Here is a 15,904-nt window from a genome sequence, read left to right on the forward strand (position 1 = left end):
ATCGAGCGTCCCCGCAGCCATGCTGCTGACTACCCGCGACCAACACCCGCACGAACACGACCGAGCCCGCAGCGACGATCGTCGACCAATCCAGCACAGCGGGTCATCCCCGATACCCCGACCGCGACGATCTAGCCGCCGCCAAGACGTGCGCGGTCCATCGCCGCGACGGCCTCTTTCAGCAGTGCGCGCAGCCACATGAGGCCCTGGTCCGACGTGCGATGCTTGTGCCATTGAACGGACTGCTCCATCGTGGGCACGGTGAGCGGCACGTCGCGCAACACGAGCGGCAGGTCGCGCGCAGCCGCTTCGGCGAGCCGCCGGTGCATCGTGGCAATCCGATTCGTGCCGACGAGCAGATGCGCGGGCGAGAGGAAACTGTACGTGCTCGCCTCCACGCGCCTCACGACGCCGAGCCGCTGCATGAACCAGGCTTCGAGCGCGGTCTGCCCTTCGCCGACCTGCACGACGATGTGCCCGGCGCCCATGTAGCGCTCTTTGGTCAGCTCGCCCTTTGCGAGCGGACTGTGCTCCCATAAAACGCAGCAGAACGTTTCCTCCAGCAGCACCTCGGCCGGATGCTCGGTCGAGCAATATTCCTTGGGGATGATGAGCAGGTCCGCTTCGCCGCGCTCCAGCACCCGGTGCGGATAGGCGACCTGCGGGCGCAGATCGAAACCGATGCCGGGCGCCTGCGCGTAGGCGAGCCTGAACAGGTGCGGAATCAGCGTCGTCATCGTGTAGTCGGACACGAACAGCCGGAACAGGCGACACGCCTGCGCGGGCACGAATTCGGGCTGGGCCGTCACCGTGGCATCCACACGGACGAGGATGTCTCGCACGGCGTCCTTCAGAGCCTCGGCACGCGGCGTGGGCTCCATCTTGCGACCAACCTGCACGAGCAGTTCGTCGTCGAAGTATTCGCGTAGCCGCGCAAGCGCGTTGCTCGTCGCTGACTGGCTCAGGTGGATTTTCTCGGCGGCGCGGCTGATGTTCTGTTCGCTCAAGAGCGCGTCGAGCGCGACGAGCAGATTGAGGTCGAGCTTGTTGAACCGCATGCGGGGCGTCTCCGTGCTTCTCATTCTTGTCGCGGTGTGAGCGCGGCATACAGGGTTACACCTGAGTGTATTCACACCATCGATAGCGCGTATGGATTGAATCCATTTCTGCAATACGTCGGCCTATCTTAACCTATGTCACATCCCGCTGCGATCACGCATGCATCGCGTCGGGAGGCCAGCGTCAGCGCACTTTCAGCGTGCACGTACGACTCGTGCGTGCGCCGCGCACGCCACGCTTTCCACTACTAAAGAGACGCCGCGCGGCACGAACGCCGTCCAGGTTGAGGAGACAGCATGTTGAAAAAATCGGCCGCAATGGCCATCGGCTGCGCAGTATCGGTAGCCGTTTCGATGAACCCGGCACAGGCATTCGAAGGCGGGGTTTCGCCGTATCCCGCGGGCGCGGTGGGCACGAATTTCGCCAATCTTCCGCCGATTCCGGGCCTGTTCGCGCTGCAGCAGTTCAACTACAGCTTTTCGAACGGCCTCTATGGCAACGACGGCAAGAAGCTGCCCATCCCGTTTCATTCGTCGGTGTTCTCCGAGACGACGCGTCTGCTGCTGGCCTATCCGTTTCATCTGCTGGGCGCGAACGTCTATACGCAGCTCGTCATTCCGGTGGTGTCGCTGCATACGAGCGTAGCGGGGCAGTCGGGCACGCAGAACGGCCTTGCCAACATCACGCTGACACCCGTGTTGCTGCAATGGCGCCTGTCGCAGAACCTTGCGATCGCGTCGGGCATCGACGTCGCGTTCGAGAACGGTTCCTACAGCCCCGTGAAGGCGAGCGTCGCGGTGGGCTACACGTCGGTGCAGCCGGTGTTCTCGATTCGCTACAACGCGCCCAACGGCCTCGACGTCGGCATCGCCAACCGCCTGCTGCTCAACGCGAAGAACGGCACGACGAACTATCGCTCGGGCAATGGCTATGTCGGCGAGTTCGAGGCCGGCTGGAACTTCGGCCCCTGGAAGCTCGGCGTGGTGGGCGAGTATCTCAACCAGTTCAGCGACGACAAGGCCAACGGCGCGAACGTGGGCAATCGCATGCGGACCTTCGGCATCGGCCCGTCGCTCGTCTACGACGCGAGAAGCTGGAACATCAACCTCAACTATCAGCAGGGCGTGTATGCCGCGAATACATCGAAGAGCAACAACGTGTGGCTGAACATCGCCATTCCGCTGTGGCCCGGCTTCGGGCGCAAGGGCTAGCGCTTACGCGCGCATCGCAAGCAATACGTCATTTCAACGAAGGCAATCAGTATGTTTCGCTACTTTCCTACCAACTACGTCTGGAACCTGTCCGTCGATCTCGCCATTGAAATGGGCGCGCGCATGGGCGAAATCGAGGACATGTGCGCGCCGCTAATGGAGGCGTCGCGCCAGCCCGATGCGGAAGGCACCCGTGCGTTTCGCGAAGCCTGGGTCAAGACGGCCGACCGCCTGTGCGACCTCGCAGGCGAAGATGAAGCGCAAGGACGGCTGCTCTCCGCGGGTGAGAAACACCGGCGTGCCGCCATGTATCTCATCACGGCCGAACGCATGCTTGCGCACGATGCGCCCGGGCGCATCGATCTATACCGCCGTTCGCTCGATACGTTCGACCGGGCCATCGCGCTGACCGGCGAAAACTGCGAGCGCGTGACCATTCCCTACGGCGATGGGCACTTGTCCGGCCTGCTCGTGAAGGCGCAGCAGACCGGCGGCGCGCGCAGCCCGCTGCTCGTGCAGGTGAACGGGCTCGATTCGACCAAGGAAATGAAGTACTTCGTCGGCTTGCCGGCATGGCTCGCACAGCGCGGCGTGTCGTCGCTGATCGTCGATCAGCCCGGCACCGGCGAAGCGCTGCGGCTGCATGGCATGCACGCGGTCTACAACACCGAGGTCTGGGCGAGCCGTATCGTGGACTGGCTCGAAACGCGCGACGACGTGGACGCAAAGCGGATCGGCATGGAGGGCGTCTCGCTCGGCGGCTACTACTGTCCGCGCGCGGTCGCCTTCGAGCCGCGTTTCGCGTGCGGCGTCGTATGGGGCGCGAATCACGACTGGCGCGACGTGCAGAAAAAGCGCCTGCAGCGCGAGGGCAACTTCCCGGTGCCGCATTACTGGAAGCACGTCTGCTGGGTCTGGGGCGCCAAAGACATCGACGACTTCATGCGCATCGCGGAAGACGTGCATCTCGACGGCGTGGTCGAACGCATCAAGGTGCCGTTCCTCGTCACGCACGGCTCGAAGGACTCGCAGATTCCCGTGGCCTGGGCGCATCGCACCTACGAGCAGCTCGTGAACAGCCCGAAGCGCGAACTGAAGATTTTCACCGAACGCGAAGGCGGCGTGCAGCACTCGAGCTTCGACAACTCCATCAACGCGGGGCACTTCATCGCCGACTGGGTCGCCGAAACCCTCGGCGGACGCACCGCACGCTGATCCACCTTTTCTTGGAACGCAATCTTATGAACATCATCGGACTCGATACGCTGGCCTTCGGCGTGGACGACGTCGCCGCGTGCGGCCAGTATCTGATCGACTATGGCCTGGTGCCGGTGCGCCGCGACGACACCGGCGGGCGCTTCGAAGCGCTCGACGGCACGGGCATCGAAATCGCGCATCGCGACGACGCGCGCCTCGCACCTTCACTCGGCACGGCGAGCATGCTGCGCAAGACCGTCTACGGCGTGGCCGACGCCGCGGCGCTCGATGCGATTGCCGGCGAGCTGCATCGCGACCGCGAAGTGCGCACGCTCGCCGACGGGTCGATCGAATCGGTGGACGACATGGGCTTTGCCATCGGCTTTCAGCTCACGAAGCGCCGGCCGCTTTCGCTGCCCGCCGAGCCGGTGAACGCGCCCGGCGCGCCGGCGCAACGCGCACCGAACGTGGTCGGCGCACGAGACGATGCCGCGCTCACGCCGCGCACGCTTTCGCACGTCGTCTACTTCGTGCCGGACGCCGCGCGCGCCGAGGCGTTCTACGTGGAGCGGCTCGGCTTTCGCTGCACGGACCGCTTCACGGGCGTCGGCCCGTTCCTGCAGCCGGCCGGCACGCTCGACCATCACACGCTGTTCATGATCGAGACGCCACCGTTCATGAAGGGCTGCGAACACTTCACGTTCCATATGGGCGGTCCGAGCGAGGTGCTTCAGGCAGGCACGCGGTTCGTCGCGAAGGGCTACCAGTCGTTCTGGGGGCCGGGGCGTCACCGCTTCGGCTCCAACTGGTTCTGGTACTTCAACAGCCCGTTCGGCTGCCACGTGGAGTACGACGCCGACATGGACCTGCACGATACGGACTGGACCGCGCGCGAGGCCGCGCTGGGCGCGGACACATCGCAGCTGTTCCTGTTCCAGCATCGCGAGAACTGGGCGCCGGGCGCGGCGCCGCCGGCCGGCGTCAAGGCGGACTGACCGCGCACGACCATGTCCGAGCCATTGCTTCGAGTACGCCTGGCAAGCGTCGCGGATCTGCCCGATCCCGGCGCGCGCGGCTTCGATCCCGACGGAGCGGGGCGCGACACGATCTTCGTCGTGCGGCGCGGCGAGCAGCTTCATGCGTGGCGCGACGCCTGCCCGCATTTCGGCGACACGCCGATGGCCTGGCGCAAGGACGCCTATCTGAACGGCGACGCCACGCGCATCGTCTGTCACGCGCACGGCGCGCAGTTCGACATGGCGAGCGGCGTGTGCCTGCTCGGGCCGTGCCTCGGCCAGCGGCTGATCGCGGTTCCCATCGAAGTGACGGAAGACGGCTACGTCGTGCTGGTCCGGCACGACACACGATCGATCACATAAAGCACCAGGAGACACCCCTATGACATCCTCCCTTCAGCGCATCCTCGTCATCGGCGGAGGGTTCGCCGGCATGACGACCGCGATCCAGTGCGCGAAGCTCGGCCTGAGCGTCGATCTCGTGGAAATCGACACGGGCTGGCGTTCGTATGGCGCGGGCATCAGCATCGGCGGCCCGACGCTGCGCGCCCTGCGCACCGTGGGCGTGCTCGACGCCTTCTTCGAACACGGCCACGGCGGCGACGGCGTGAACCTCTTCACCGCCGCGGGCCATCCGATCGGCACGTTGCCGACGCCGCGCGTAGCGGGCGACGACGTGCCCGGCGGCGGAGCCATCATGCGCCCCGCGCTGGCCGGAATTCTGGCGGATGCGACGCGTGCGGCCGGCGTGCACGTGCGGCTCGGCTGCACGTTCTCGCAGATCGCGCAGCGCGACGACGGCGTGGACGTGACGTTCACGGACGGCACGCACGGCCGCTACGATCTCGTGGTGGGCGCCGACGGCCTGTACTCGAAAGTGCGCGATGCCGTGTTCCCGAATGCGGCCAAGCCGCGCTACACCGGTCAGGGCGTGTGGCGTGCGGTCGTGCCGCGGCCGGCGGAGATCGCCTGCGCCACGATGTGGTTGGGGCAGAAGGTGAAGGTCGGCGTCAATCCTGTTTCGCAGGAAAAAATGTACGTCTTCGTCACGGAAGACCGGCCGACGAACGAGCGCGTCGATCCCGCGCACTGGCCGCGCATGCTCGCGGATCTGCTGGCGCCGTTCGGCGCGCCGCTGGTGCAATCCATTCGCGCGCAGGTGGGACCGCAGTCGCACTGCATCTATCGTCCGCTGGAAAGCCTGCTGCTGCCGCAGCCCTGGTTCAGCGCGCGCGTGGTGCTGGTGGGCGACGCCGTGCACGCCACCACGCCGCATATGGCCGCGGGCGCGGGCATCGGCATAGAAGACGGCATCGTGCTGGCCGAGGAGCTGGGACGCGGCGCGACGGTGCAGGCGGCGTTGCAGGCTTTCCAGGCGCGGCGCTGGGAGCGCTGCCGCATGGTGGTGGAAAACTCCGGGCGCCTCGGCGAGATCGAGATCAGCGGCGGCGACAAGGCTGAACACACCCGCATCATGCACGAGACGCACCAGCGGCTCGCGCAGCAGATCTGACGACCGGAGCCACGATGGAAACGAACCTTTCTGCGGCACACGCGGCGCATGCCGCGCACGTCGACCTGCCGGGCGGCGCCGATGCGGACGCGGATGCGGGCACCCGCCTGCGCGCATCCGGCATCGCGGTCCTGCTGATCTCGCACTGTGCCGGCATGGTCGATCTGGTCGCCTTGCCGGTATGGGTGGGCACCCTGATCGGCGCGTACCGGCTCGACCCACAGCAGGCCGGCCTGCTCGCCACGCTGTTTCTGGCGGGGGCCGTCGTCGGCAGCCTGTTCTTCTCGCCGCGCCTGAACCGTCTGCCGGCACGCGTCATGGCGACGCTCGGTTTCGGCACGGCGACGCTCGCGTTCGTCGGCATCGCGTCGATTGACGGCTATGCAGCGATGGCGGTGCTGCATGCGTTGGCCGGTATCGCCGTGGGCTGCGGGCTGAGCTTCGCACACGGCACGATCGGACGCAGCCGCCATCCGCATCGCCTGTTCGCCGGCGCGGGGCTCGCGCTCGGCATCTTCGCAATCGCGTTTCTGGGCGGCACGCCTGCGTTGATCGCGCAACACGGCGGCGCCATGCTGTTTCGCGTGTTCGCGGGGATCATGGCTACGGCGGCGATTGCCTGCGCCCTGGCATTCCCGTCGATTCGCGCGCAACGCAGCACGGCGTCGGTCGCCGAGCCGCGCTTCGCGCGCGCGGTCTGGTTCGGCATGGCAGGCGTGGGATGCATGGGGCTCACGCAGTCGATGCTCTTCAGCTTCGTGCAGCGCATCGGGCTCGACCACGGTTTCGGCTTCGGCGCCGTGACGGGCACGCTGATCGCGCTCGGCTTCGTCAACCTGTTTCCCGCACCGGTGGCGGGGCTGCTCGAACGGCGCATCGCGGGGCGCAGGGTGGTGCAGGGCGGTCCCATCTTACAGGCGGCGCTTGCGTTGATCATCACGCACAGCGCGACCGTCGGGCCGTATGCCGCGGCCACCGCCGTCTTTGCCGCCGTGATGATCTTCACCCATACCTTCGCGTTCGGCATGCTCGCCCGCATCGACCGTACCGGACGCGCCGTTGCCGCGACGCCCGCCATGCTGATGACGGGCGCCGCAATCGGGCCGCTCCTCGGCGGCACGCTCGTCAAGCATTCGGGCTACGGCAGCCTGGGCATTGCGGCGGCCATGATCGCGGTGGCGGCGGTGTTCTGCTTTTCGCGGCTCGAGGGCCGTCCTGATACGCAAGGAGTCAACGCATGAAGCCCGTTCGCCGGTTTGTCGATCTCTCCATTTATCTGGAGAACGACGTGCTGTCCGATCCGCCGCCGCTCGCGCCGAAGATCACCTACCAGAAGCACGCAGACACGTTGCCCGAATTCATGGCCATGCTGCCGGGCACGAAAGCCGACGATTATCCCGACGGCGAGGCTGCCGCCGCGGAATGGGTCACGCTCACGACGCACAGCGGCACGCATCTGGACGCGCCCTGGCATTTCCATTCGACCATGGACGCACGGCTCGGCGAGGCGCGGCCGTCCATCACGATCGACGAGGTGCCGCTGGAGTGGTGTTTCCAGCCCGGCGTGAAGCTCGATTTCCGCCATTTCCCCGATGGCTACGTCGCGAGCGCCGCCGATGTCGAGGCCGAACTGGCGCGTATCGGCCACGCGTTGCAGCCGCTCGACATCGTCGTCGTGAACACGCGGGCCGGCTCGCGCTATGGGCACGGCGATTACGTGAACGCAGGCTGCGGGATGGGCTACGAGGCCACCATGTATCTGCTGGAGCGCGGCGTGCGCCTGACGGGCACCGACGCCTGGAGTTGGGACGCGCCGTTTTCCTACACCGCGACGAAGATCGCGCAGACGGGCGATACGTCGCTGATCTGGGAAGGGCACAAGGCCGGGCGCGACATCGGCTACTGCCATCTGGAGAAACTGCACAACCTCGAAGCGTTGCCGTCCGCCGGCTTCACGATCAGTTGCTTCCCGCACAAGATCCGCGGCGCTTCCGCCGGCTGGACGCGCGCCGTCGCGATTCTCGAACAACCCGATGCGGAGCGCGCAGCATGAGCTTTTCCACCATTCGTCGCGTCGTGACCGGCCATGACGCCAACGGCCGGGCGATCGTCATGTCCGATGGTCCGTTGTCCACCGTCGCGGAAATTGCCGCGATTCCCGGCACGGTATTCCACGAAGTCTGGAGCACGTCGGAAAGCCCCGCGGTGGTGAACAACGGCTCCGATCCCACCATCGGCGAGCTCATGTTGCCGCCGCCGAGATACGGCACGCGCGTGCGCTTCGTCGACATTCCGCCCGACACGCCGGAGTTTCTCGCGCACGGCGCCGCGGCCATGCATGCGGCGTTCAGCCAGATCGGCGACGCCGATGCATCGACCGTCCAGGCCGACTCGCCGCATCCGCTCATGCATCGCACGGAGTCGATCGACTATGGCGTCGTGATCGAAGGCGAGATGACGTTGATACTCGACGGCGCCGAGGTCGTGCTGAAGCAGGGCGACGTGGTGATTCAACGGGGGACCAACCATGCGTGGGCGAATCGCTCGGGACGCGTGTGCCGGATGCTGTTCGTGTTGATCGACGGCGTCTACGACCCGGCGATTGCCGCCGCGCTCGCGAGCCGGACGGAAAGGGAGGCACGATGAAATTCAGTTCGTTGCCGGACGGCGCCGACGGCCGCCTGCTGCTCGTGTCGCGCGACCTTCGTTATGCCGTGGACGCCGCACCGATCGCGCCGACGTTGCTCGATGCGCTGCAACGTTGGGACGCAGTCGCGCCGCTACTCGCGGCACGTTACGACGCGCTGAATGCGGGCGCGTTGCCCGAGGCACGCCCGTTCGATCCGCGCGCTTGCGCTGCCCCATTGCCACGCAGTCCGCAGTGGTGCGACGGCTCGGCGTTCCTGAATCACGGTCGCCTCATGGAACAGGCGTTCAATACGCCGCCGATCCCCGAGTTCGACACGGTGCCTGTGATGTACCAGGGCGCAAGCGATGATTTTCTCGGCCCGCACCACGACGTGCCCTTGCCGGACGAACACGACGGCATCGACTTCGAAGGCGAGTTCGGCGTGGTGGTGGCAAACGTGCCGATGGGTGTGTCGCCCGGCGATGCGGTCCGGCGCGTGCGCCTCATCGTGCAGCTCAACGACTGGAGCCTGCGCGCGTTCGGGCCGCGCGAGATGAAGACCGGCTTCGGGTTTCTGCAGGCCAAGCCCTCCACGAGCTTTGCGCCCGTCGCGGTCACGCCGGACGAACTGGGCGAGCATTGGCGCGACGGTCGCGTGCATCTGCGTTTGCACGTGGACTGGAATGAGCGCTGGTTCGGGCATCCGCATGGCGGGGAAATGAGCTTCGGGTTCGGCGAGCTCATCGCACATGCGGCGCGTACGCGCAGGCTGTCGGCGGGGACGATCGTCGGTTCCGGCACGGTGTCGAACGTGGACCGCGGCGCCGGATCCGCGTGCATTGCCGAGCGGCGCGTGATCGAGATGATCGATGAAGGAAAGGCACACACACCGTTCATGCAGTTTGGCGACCGCGTTCGCATGACGGCTCGCGACGACGCGGGCGGCACGCCGTTCGGGTCGATCGACCAGCAGGTCGTGCGCGCGTCTCGCGACGCAGAGCAGGTCAGGGATGAGGTCATAAGCGAGGTCACAAGCGAGGCGCTGCGATCATGAGAGTGCTCGTCACAGGAGCGGGAGGATTCGTTGGGAGGGCGCTTGTCGAGCGCTTGCTGCACGATGGCATCACGCAGTCCGGCGATGTGTCGGAACTCGTGCTGATCGATCGACGAGTGGAGCGCGCGCCAGGTGACACGCGCGTCACGGCGGTGGCCGGCGATTTCGGCCGCCCCGAGATTCTCGAGCCGCTACTCGCGAGACCAGTGGACGTCGTCTTTCATCTGGCAAGCATGCCCGGCGCGCAAGCGGAAGCCGAGCCGGCTGCGGGCGACAGCGTCAATCTGTGGGGCATGCTCACGCTGTTCGAACTTCTCGCCAACCACGCCTTGCAGCACGACGGCCACACGGCACGCGTGGTCTACGCGAGCAGCGTTGCGGCGTTGGGCGAACCGTTGCCGAGCTTTGTCGATGAGCACACGGCGTCGCACCCGGCCACGAGCTACGGCACCCACAAGCTGGTCGGCGAACTGATCCTTGCGAACTGGACGCGTCGCGGCGTGCTGGACGGCCGCGCGCTGCGGCTGCCCGGCATCGTGGCGCGGCCGGAGTTGTCGTCGGGACATGGGTCGGCGTTCATGAGCCAGCTCTTTCGCATGGCACAGCGCGGCGAGGCTTATACGTGCCCCGTGTCGCGCGACGCTACCGCATGGTGGATGTCGCGAAGATGCTGCGTGGACAACCTGCTGCACGCCGCGCGCATGCCGGCGGCGTCGTTGCACGCGGGCCGCGTGTGGACGCCGCCCGTCTTGCATCTTTCCGTGGGAGAGATCGTCGATGCGTTGCGCCGGCGCTTCGGCGCGTTCACGATCGGCTACGCGCCCGTGGATCAGATCGAGCAACGTTTTGGACGGCAACCGCCGCTCGTGGATAGGCGAGCGCTCGAGGCCGGGTTTCGGCACGATGACACTATTGAAAGGCTGGTGGAGGCGGCGCTCGAGGGCGGCACGGACGCGTGACGTGAAACGCAGGTTGTCTCGATGCGGCAAGTGCGTGATGGCAATCTGCGCTTGAGACGTTTCCTTGCGTCAATCTGGTTCGTGGGATGTCAGGTGTCCGCAGCACGGCCCCAAACATCGCAGAAGCAATCCGTGCTCGAGTCGGTCGTGGCCGAGCGGCGAATCTGCCGCGTCGTCAATTCCAGCCGGTTGGCCGTTTGAGCCGACACCTGGCTACAGCCTCGATTATTTAGCGGAAACGCGACATTACTACTTTGCTCTTACAATCGTTTGTCAAAGCCAGATTCAAATGTCCGGGTTTCGGCTAGATAGAAATGTCCGGTTTTGACGTCGTTTTTGCCTTGGTTCCGTTTGTGTTTTTGGGGTGGGGCGGCGCAGCCACCTCCGTTCCCTCACTTCTTTTGCGCTGATATCGAGAACGGCCTGGTTCAGGTCGGCGACCTCGATGGCACGCTGCTTCTTCAGCCCGACGAGCGCCTTCTTCGCACGGACCGCTTCACCGATATGCGTGCGGGAAGGCGAGCCCGCCGCGCGCCGGTCATCACGTATCGCCTGAACCTGCCGCACCACTTCCAGCGCGCTCGCGAGCCGCTTGTTGTCGATTTCCGCGCCCTGGTCGATCTTCGTGATGCGGTCATATTCGGTGTGCGGCAACACCGTGCGGTCGGCCTGCACCTCGATCACGCCATCGGGATACTCGACGACCTCCACGTACTCATGGATCAGGCGGCGATTGACCGCCGTGTCTTCCAGCAGGTACATCACACGGTCGTACTGCACCGTGAGTGAATTCGTTACCTTGCGCGGCACGCGATAGGCCAGGATCTGCCGCAGGTCCTCGTCATCGCGCAGTGGCCGGTGCGCGTTGTAATCGCTCGCCGGCGGCTTCGCGAAACGCCGGTTGAAGTCCACGATGAAGGAGGGCGCGTACGCATTGGCGGCTTCCCGCGTGCTGATGCCGCGCAGCCGAAGCTCCTTCACGAGCCGGTCCTGCAGCGTACCGTTGGCGCGCTCGACGCGCCCCTTCGCCTGGCTCGAGTTCGCACAGAACGTCTCGATGTTGAGTTCGTACAGCGCCCGCCCGAACTGCGTGACGCCTTTGCCCGCGGTCTCCGAGCGCTTCTTCACGTAAAAAACGCTGGCCTTGTCGCTGTAGAACGCCACCGGCTTGCCGTGCGAATCCAGATACTTGGACAGCGCCTCAAAATAGCTGAAGGTCGATTCGGTGGCCGTGAAGTGCAGCGCCATCAGCCGGCTGGTCGCGTCGTCGACGAACACCAGTAGCGTGCACGCTGGCGCCCGCTTCTCGAACCAGTGATGGTCACTGCCATCGATCTGGATCAGCTCCCCGTAGCACGCGCGACGGTTGCGCGGCTGGTACACCTTCGGCGGACGCTGCGCGCGCGGCACCCAGAGCCCGGCATCGTACATCCATTGCCGCAACGTCTCCTTGGCCAGCAGGATGCCGTGACACTCGTGAAGCTTCTCGCGCGCAAGCGTCGGCCCGAAATCGGCATAGCGCTCGCGGATGATGGCGATCACGCGAGCCCGCACGTCCACTGGCAGTTGTCTGTTGCTCGGCCTGCCACGTTTGGCCGAAACCAGACCCGCAGCCCCCAACGCCTCGAAGCGGCGTCTCAGGCGCGAAACCTGACGCTCGCTTAGTCCCAACTGATCGGCAGCACGCACGCCGCTGAGCCGTCCTTCGAGAACCGCCTCGATGATCTTGACACGCTGCAGTTCGTTCATGCTGATCGTCATCAGTCCGGGTTCGTTCATCACAGGCTCCGTCGTGTGCGCGCGCCACAGCATGCGCCTCGCGGAGTCCCAAACCGGACATTTCTAACTGGCTCAAACCGGACATTACTAAATGGCCGTTACATCGTTCCGACTGATAATAATGATTATGTCAAATCAAGGATTCCACCAACGACCAACAGACCCCGTCCCCGCAGTTCGCCCCGAACGGTAGCCGTCTATCACCCCCCAGTGGACCGCGTCCAAACTCGCGACCGCAGCCCGCACGGCGCCGTTCCCGATCTTCCCGGCGAGCCACGAACTGCGAATCGCAAGCACCACACACCCGTCAGGACACCCACATCCCGAGCATCTTGTGCGAAAAATGCGCGCGTTCGGCGGTTTCCATCAGCGCGAGAAATTCGTCTTGCGTCATATGGATCAGCGCCTCGTGATCGCCGGCCTCGAAATAAACTTCCGGCTGCTGCGCGAGTTGCTCCTCGAGGAACGTCTTCATCCCGTACGCCATGCATATCGGCGGCAACGCGCCCATCTCGCAATCCTTGAACAGTTGGCGCAGTTCGATTTCCTTGGCAAGAACGAGATGGCGGCCGGTCTTGATCCACAGGTCGGAGAACCGGATCGCATGCGACGTCGGCAGCACCACGGCGACGTAGCCCTGATCGTCCTCGAGCAGAACTGTCTTGGCGAGCCGTTCGCCGGGGATATGCGCGGCTGCGGCCGTCTCCATGCTGGTATGGCTATACGGGTGGTACACGACTTCGTACCGGGATGACTTCTCGCGCAGGCAGTCCTGCAGCGTCGCGGAAACAGGCATCGCACACCTCGTCTGGACGAATCGAGCGAACGAAGTTCGCTCCGGATTCGTTCAGCATAGGTCGCATTCCGGTCAATGAAAACGGCCTCGGATCGTCTCGAGACCAGCGGCGATCGTCGCTTTCGGCCCCCTTTCCCGATATGCCGTTCGACCATGTTGACGGCATGAAAAACGAATCTGGAATATGCGAAAAACGAGCGGTGAACCACCGCGCTGAAGACGGTTTTGAAGAAGCACATTCAGGCGCAGCAACGCGCGTCAATAGGATGGAAGCCGGGAAAAAGACCGTTAGTTGCAAATAATGGGGAGACACAATGCCGCTCGATCATATCGTCCGCATCGGCCCGAATCACCCACGCAGCCCGAGCCGCAAACCAGCGCGCCGACCCACGAACCGCACCCTATACTGAGCCAAGACAACCCGCCGACCGTGAGGCAACCGACTTCCCCGGAGCGACCATGCACTACCAGCTGATCTACGAACTCGTCGACGATTACCTGTCCCGGCGCGAGCAATACCGTGCCGAGCATCTCGCGCTGGCGCGCGCGGCCACGGAACGCGGCGAACTCGTGCTCGCCGGCGCATTGCAGGATCCGGCCGATCAGGCCGTGCTCGTGTTCGAAAGCGATTCGCCGGCCGTCGCTGAATCGTTCGCGCGCGCCGATCCGTACGTGCAGAACGGGCTCGTCAAGTCGTGGCGCGTGCGGCCGTGGCGGGTCGTCGTCGGCCGGCACGCACCGGGCTAGGCTACGGCCTACAACCACCCCGCCCGCTTGAAGCGCCACCACAGCGCGAGGTCGGCCACGGCCATCGCGGCGATACAGCCGTAGAAGCCATATTTCAGGTGCAGTTCGGGCATGTTGGCGAAGTTCATCCCGTAGATGCCCGCGATCATCGTCGGGATCGCGAACAGCGCGGCGAACGACCCGAGCCGCTTGGTCACCTCGTTTTCGGCCAGCGAGATCATCCCGAGGTTCACCTGGATCGCGGTCACGACCATTTCGCGCCGCCCTTCGATCGTCTTCACGATGCGTTGCAGGTGGTCGTACACGTCGCGAAAGTAATGTTGCATCCCGCTGCAGACCTGCGGGATACGCCCGCCCGTGAGCTTCGCGAGCGGCTCCATCAGCGGCGCCGTGTGCTGATACAAGGTCACGAGCCGGCGCTTGAGCGAATAGAGATCCTCGATGATCGCGCGCGACGCAGCAGGCGTCGCCTTCGCGAAGATCCGGTCCTCGAGCTCCTCGAGCTCGGCGCCGAGCGTTTCCAGAATCGGAAAATAGCGGTCGACGACCTGATCCATCAGCGCATAGAACACGAACGCCGAACCTTCGCGCAGCAGATGCGGCTCGCGCTCGCAGCGCTTGCGCACGTCGCGAAAGTCCTGTTCGGTATGGTTGCGGATCGACAGCACGTAGTTCGGGCCAACGAACACATTCAGTTCGCCGACCTTGAATTCGCCGTCGTCGTCCAGCTCGACGGTATGCAGCACGGCGAACAGCGAGTCGCCGTACTCCTCGATCTTCGGCCGCTGGTGCCCCTTGCGGGCATCCTCGAGCGCAAGCTCGTGCAGCCCGAATTCCTCGCCCATCAGGTCGATTTCGTCGGGCGTCGGCTCCTTCAGCGCGACCCAGACGAAACATTCGGGCTTCGATACGTAGTCGCTGATGGCGTCGATATCGATGTCGGCCAGCTTGCGGCCGTCCTGGTATGCAGCACAGTTGATCAGCATGGTGTCCGTGGCGTTGCAGTTTTCGCACCAGTTTACCGGTTTGACTCGCAATCGGCCCGGCTTGCGCCGCTCGCCGATATTGGTCATGATCGGGCTGCATGCGCCGTGGGCGCATGCGTCGGCATCGCTTCGACACACGCGCGGCAGCCCCGCGCGGCCCAACCTTCAAGGAGACGAACCCATGTGGTATTTCTCGTGGATACTCGGCATCGGCGTGGCGCTCGGTTTCGGCGTCATCAACGCGATGTGGCTCGAGGCCGAAGTGTTTTCGCGCGGCAACAAGGGCTCCGACGCGTCGCCTGCCGATTCGGGGAGCCGGTATTCGTGACGCATCTGGTGTTCTTCTGCGGTCATGCCGGCACCGGCAAGACCACGCTCGCAAAGCGGCTGATCGGGCCGCTGATGCGAGCCACCGGCGAAGCCTTCTGCCTGCTCGACAAGGACACGCTGTACGGCCGCTACAGCTCGGCCGCGATGGGCGCCCTCACCGCCGACCCGAACGATCGCGACAGCCCGCTCTACCTGAAACATCTGCGTGACCCCGAATACCAGGGCCTGCTCGACACGGCCCGCGAGAATCTCGCGCTCGGCATCGGCGTGCTGGTGGTCGCCCCGCTGTCGCGCGAAGTGCGTGACGGGCGCATTCTCGACCGCGACTGGCTCGGCATCGGGCCTGACATCTCGCTGACGGTCGTCTGGGTCCACACCGCCGAAGACGTCGCGCACCAGCGGATCGTCGCGCGCGGCAATCCGAACGATGCGTACAAGCTCGCCCACTGGGACGAATACCGGCAGCGCCGCTTCGTGCCGACCGGTGACGAATGCGACGGCATCGTGATGTTCGACAACACCGCACCGTCCGACGCGGACATCGACGCGCTGCTGCACCGCCTCGCGCAGCCGCACGAGCAACCGGCCGCCGGCGCGTCGCGGTCGGCCTGAACGCTCCCCTGCCCGC

17 protein-coding genes are annotated in these 15,904 nt (G+C 65.2%); 13 read left to right on the plus strand and 4 right to left on the minus strand.

Annotation, left to right across the window (positions count from 1 at the left end):
• Nucleotides 1–131: 131 nt before the first annotated feature.
• Nucleotides 132–1,058, minus strand: coding sequence for a LysR family transcriptional regulator (locus EX20_RS07585; RefSeq protein WP_011884880.1), 927 nt, complete (start codon nt 1,056–1,058; stop codon nt 132–134).
• A gap of 297 nt (nt 1,059–1,355) precedes the next feature.
• On the opposite strand from EX20_RS07585, the gene EX20_RS07590 reads away from it, so the two are divergent.
• Genes EX20_RS07590 through EX20_RS07635 form a run of 10 tightly spaced genes read left to right on the plus strand, consistent with a single transcriptional unit; the run spans nt 1,356 to nt 10,638 of the window.
• The gene (locus EX20_RS07590) at nt 1,356–2,270 is read left to right on the plus strand and encodes a SphA family protein (protein WP_011884882.1); all 915 of its coding nucleotides are present in this window, start codon (nt 1,356–1,358) and stop codon (nt 2,268–2,270) included.
• A 51-nt stretch (nt 2,271–2,321) separates the two neighbouring features.
• Nucleotides 2,322–3,485, plus strand: coding sequence for an alpha/beta hydrolase family protein (locus tag EX20_RS07595; protein WP_034193137.1), 1,164 nt, complete (start codon nt 2,322–2,324; stop codon nt 3,483–3,485).
• A gap of 26 nt (nt 3,486–3,511) precedes the next feature.
• Nucleotides 3,512–4,462, plus strand: coding sequence for a VOC family protein (locus tag EX20_RS07600; RefSeq protein WP_034193138.1), 951 nt, complete (start codon nt 3,512–3,514; stop codon nt 4,460–4,462).
• A gap of 12 nt (nt 4,463–4,474) precedes the next feature.
• Nucleotides 4,475–4,846 (plus strand): Rieske (2Fe-2S) protein, encoded by a 372-nt coding sequence (locus EX20_RS07605; RefSeq protein ID WP_034193139.1) that lies wholly within the window; start codon nt 4,475–4,477, stop codon nt 4,844–4,846.
• A 19-nt stretch (nt 4,847–4,865) separates the two neighbouring features.
• Complete coding sequence (locus tag EX20_RS07610; RefSeq protein ID WP_034193140.1) at nt 4,866–5,996, plus strand: FAD-dependent oxidoreductase; 1,131 nt, start codon at nt 4,866–4,868, stop codon at nt 5,994–5,996.
• 14 nt (nt 5,997–6,010) lie between these two features.
• A complete protein-coding gene (locus tag EX20_RS07615; protein ID WP_034193141.1) occupies nt 6,011–7,237 on the plus strand; it encodes an MFS transporter in 1,227 nt (408 codons plus the stop codon).
• Nucleotides 7,234–8,049 carry a cyclase family protein gene (locus EX20_RS07620; protein ID WP_034193142.1) on the plus strand — a complete coding sequence of 272 codons (816 nt, stop codon included), beginning with the start codon at nt 7,234–7,236 and terminating at the stop codon, nt 8,047–8,049. Before EX20_RS07615 ends, EX20_RS07620 begins: the two co-directional genes overlap by 4 nt.
• On the plus strand, nt 8,046–8,642 hold the full coding sequence (locus tag EX20_RS07625) for a cupin domain-containing protein (RefSeq protein WP_034193143.1): 597 nt from the start codon (nt 8,046–8,048) through the stop codon (nt 8,640–8,642). The genes EX20_RS07620 and EX20_RS07625 overlap by 4 nt, the downstream gene beginning before the upstream one ends.
• The gene (locus EX20_RS07630; protein WP_034193144.1) at nt 8,639–9,679 is read left to right on the plus strand and encodes a fumarylacetoacetate hydrolase family protein; all 1,041 of its coding nucleotides are present in this window, start codon (nt 8,639–8,641) and stop codon (nt 9,677–9,679) included. Before EX20_RS07625 ends, EX20_RS07630 begins: the two co-directional genes overlap by 4 nt.
• Complete coding sequence (locus EX20_RS07635) at nt 9,676–10,638, plus strand: NAD-dependent epimerase/dehydratase family protein (RefSeq protein ID WP_034193145.1); 963 nt, start codon at nt 9,676–9,678, stop codon at nt 10,636–10,638. Before EX20_RS07630 ends, EX20_RS07635 begins: the two co-directional genes overlap by 4 nt.
• Nucleotides 10,639–10,923: 285 nt before the next feature.
• Here the strand turns inward: EX20_RS07635 and EX20_RS07640 are convergent, their stop codons facing one another.
• Nucleotides 10,924–12,417 (minus strand): ISNCY family transposase, encoded by a 1,494-nt coding sequence (locus EX20_RS07640; RefSeq protein WP_231572247.1) that lies wholly within the window; start codon nt 12,415–12,417, stop codon nt 10,924–10,926.
• A gap of 307 nt (nt 12,418–12,724) precedes the next feature.
• Nucleotides 12,725–13,213 carry an aminoacyl-tRNA deacylase gene (locus tag EX20_RS07645; RefSeq protein WP_011884894.1) on the minus strand — a complete coding sequence of 163 codons (489 nt, stop codon included), beginning with the start codon at nt 13,211–13,213 and terminating at the stop codon, nt 12,725–12,727.
• Nucleotides 13,214–13,672: 459 nt separating this feature from the next.
• Here EX20_RS07645 and EX20_RS07650 point away from each other — a divergent pair, with 459 nt between their 5' ends.
• The gene (locus tag EX20_RS07650; protein ID WP_011884895.1) at nt 13,673–13,960 is read left to right on the plus strand and encodes a YciI-like protein; all 288 of its coding nucleotides are present in this window, start codon (nt 13,673–13,675) and stop codon (nt 13,958–13,960) included.
• Nucleotides 13,961–13,968: 8 nt separating this feature from the next.
• On the opposite strand, the gene corA is transcribed toward EX20_RS07650, so the two are convergent.
• A complete protein-coding gene (gene corA, locus EX20_RS07655; protein WP_034193146.1) occupies nt 13,969–14,946 on the minus strand; it encodes a magnesium/cobalt transporter CorA in 978 nt (325 codons plus the stop codon).
• 181 nt (nt 14,947–15,127) lie between these two features.
• Between corA and cydX the strand changes: the two genes are divergently transcribed.
• Together cydX and EX20_RS07665 are read left to right on the plus strand one after the other, a co-directional pair.
• Complete coding sequence (cydX, locus tag EX20_RS30440) at nt 15,128–15,274, plus strand: cytochrome bd-I oxidase subunit CydX (protein ID WP_014723062.1); 147 nt, start codon at nt 15,128–15,130, stop codon at nt 15,272–15,274.
• The gene (locus EX20_RS07665) at nt 15,271–15,888 is read left to right on the plus strand and encodes a P-loop nucleotide/nucleoside kinase family protein (RefSeq protein WP_011884897.1); all 618 of its coding nucleotides are present in this window, start codon (nt 15,271–15,273) and stop codon (nt 15,886–15,888) included. Before cydX ends, EX20_RS07665 begins: the two co-directional genes overlap by 4 nt.
• The last annotated feature ends 16 nt before the right edge of the window (nt 15,889–15,904 follow it).

The sequence above is a fragment of the Burkholderia sp. WP42 genome, assembly GCF_000745665.1.
Classification (GTDB): domain Bacteria; phylum Pseudomonadota; class Gammaproteobacteria; order Burkholderiales; family Burkholderiaceae; genus Burkholderia; species Burkholderia vietnamiensis.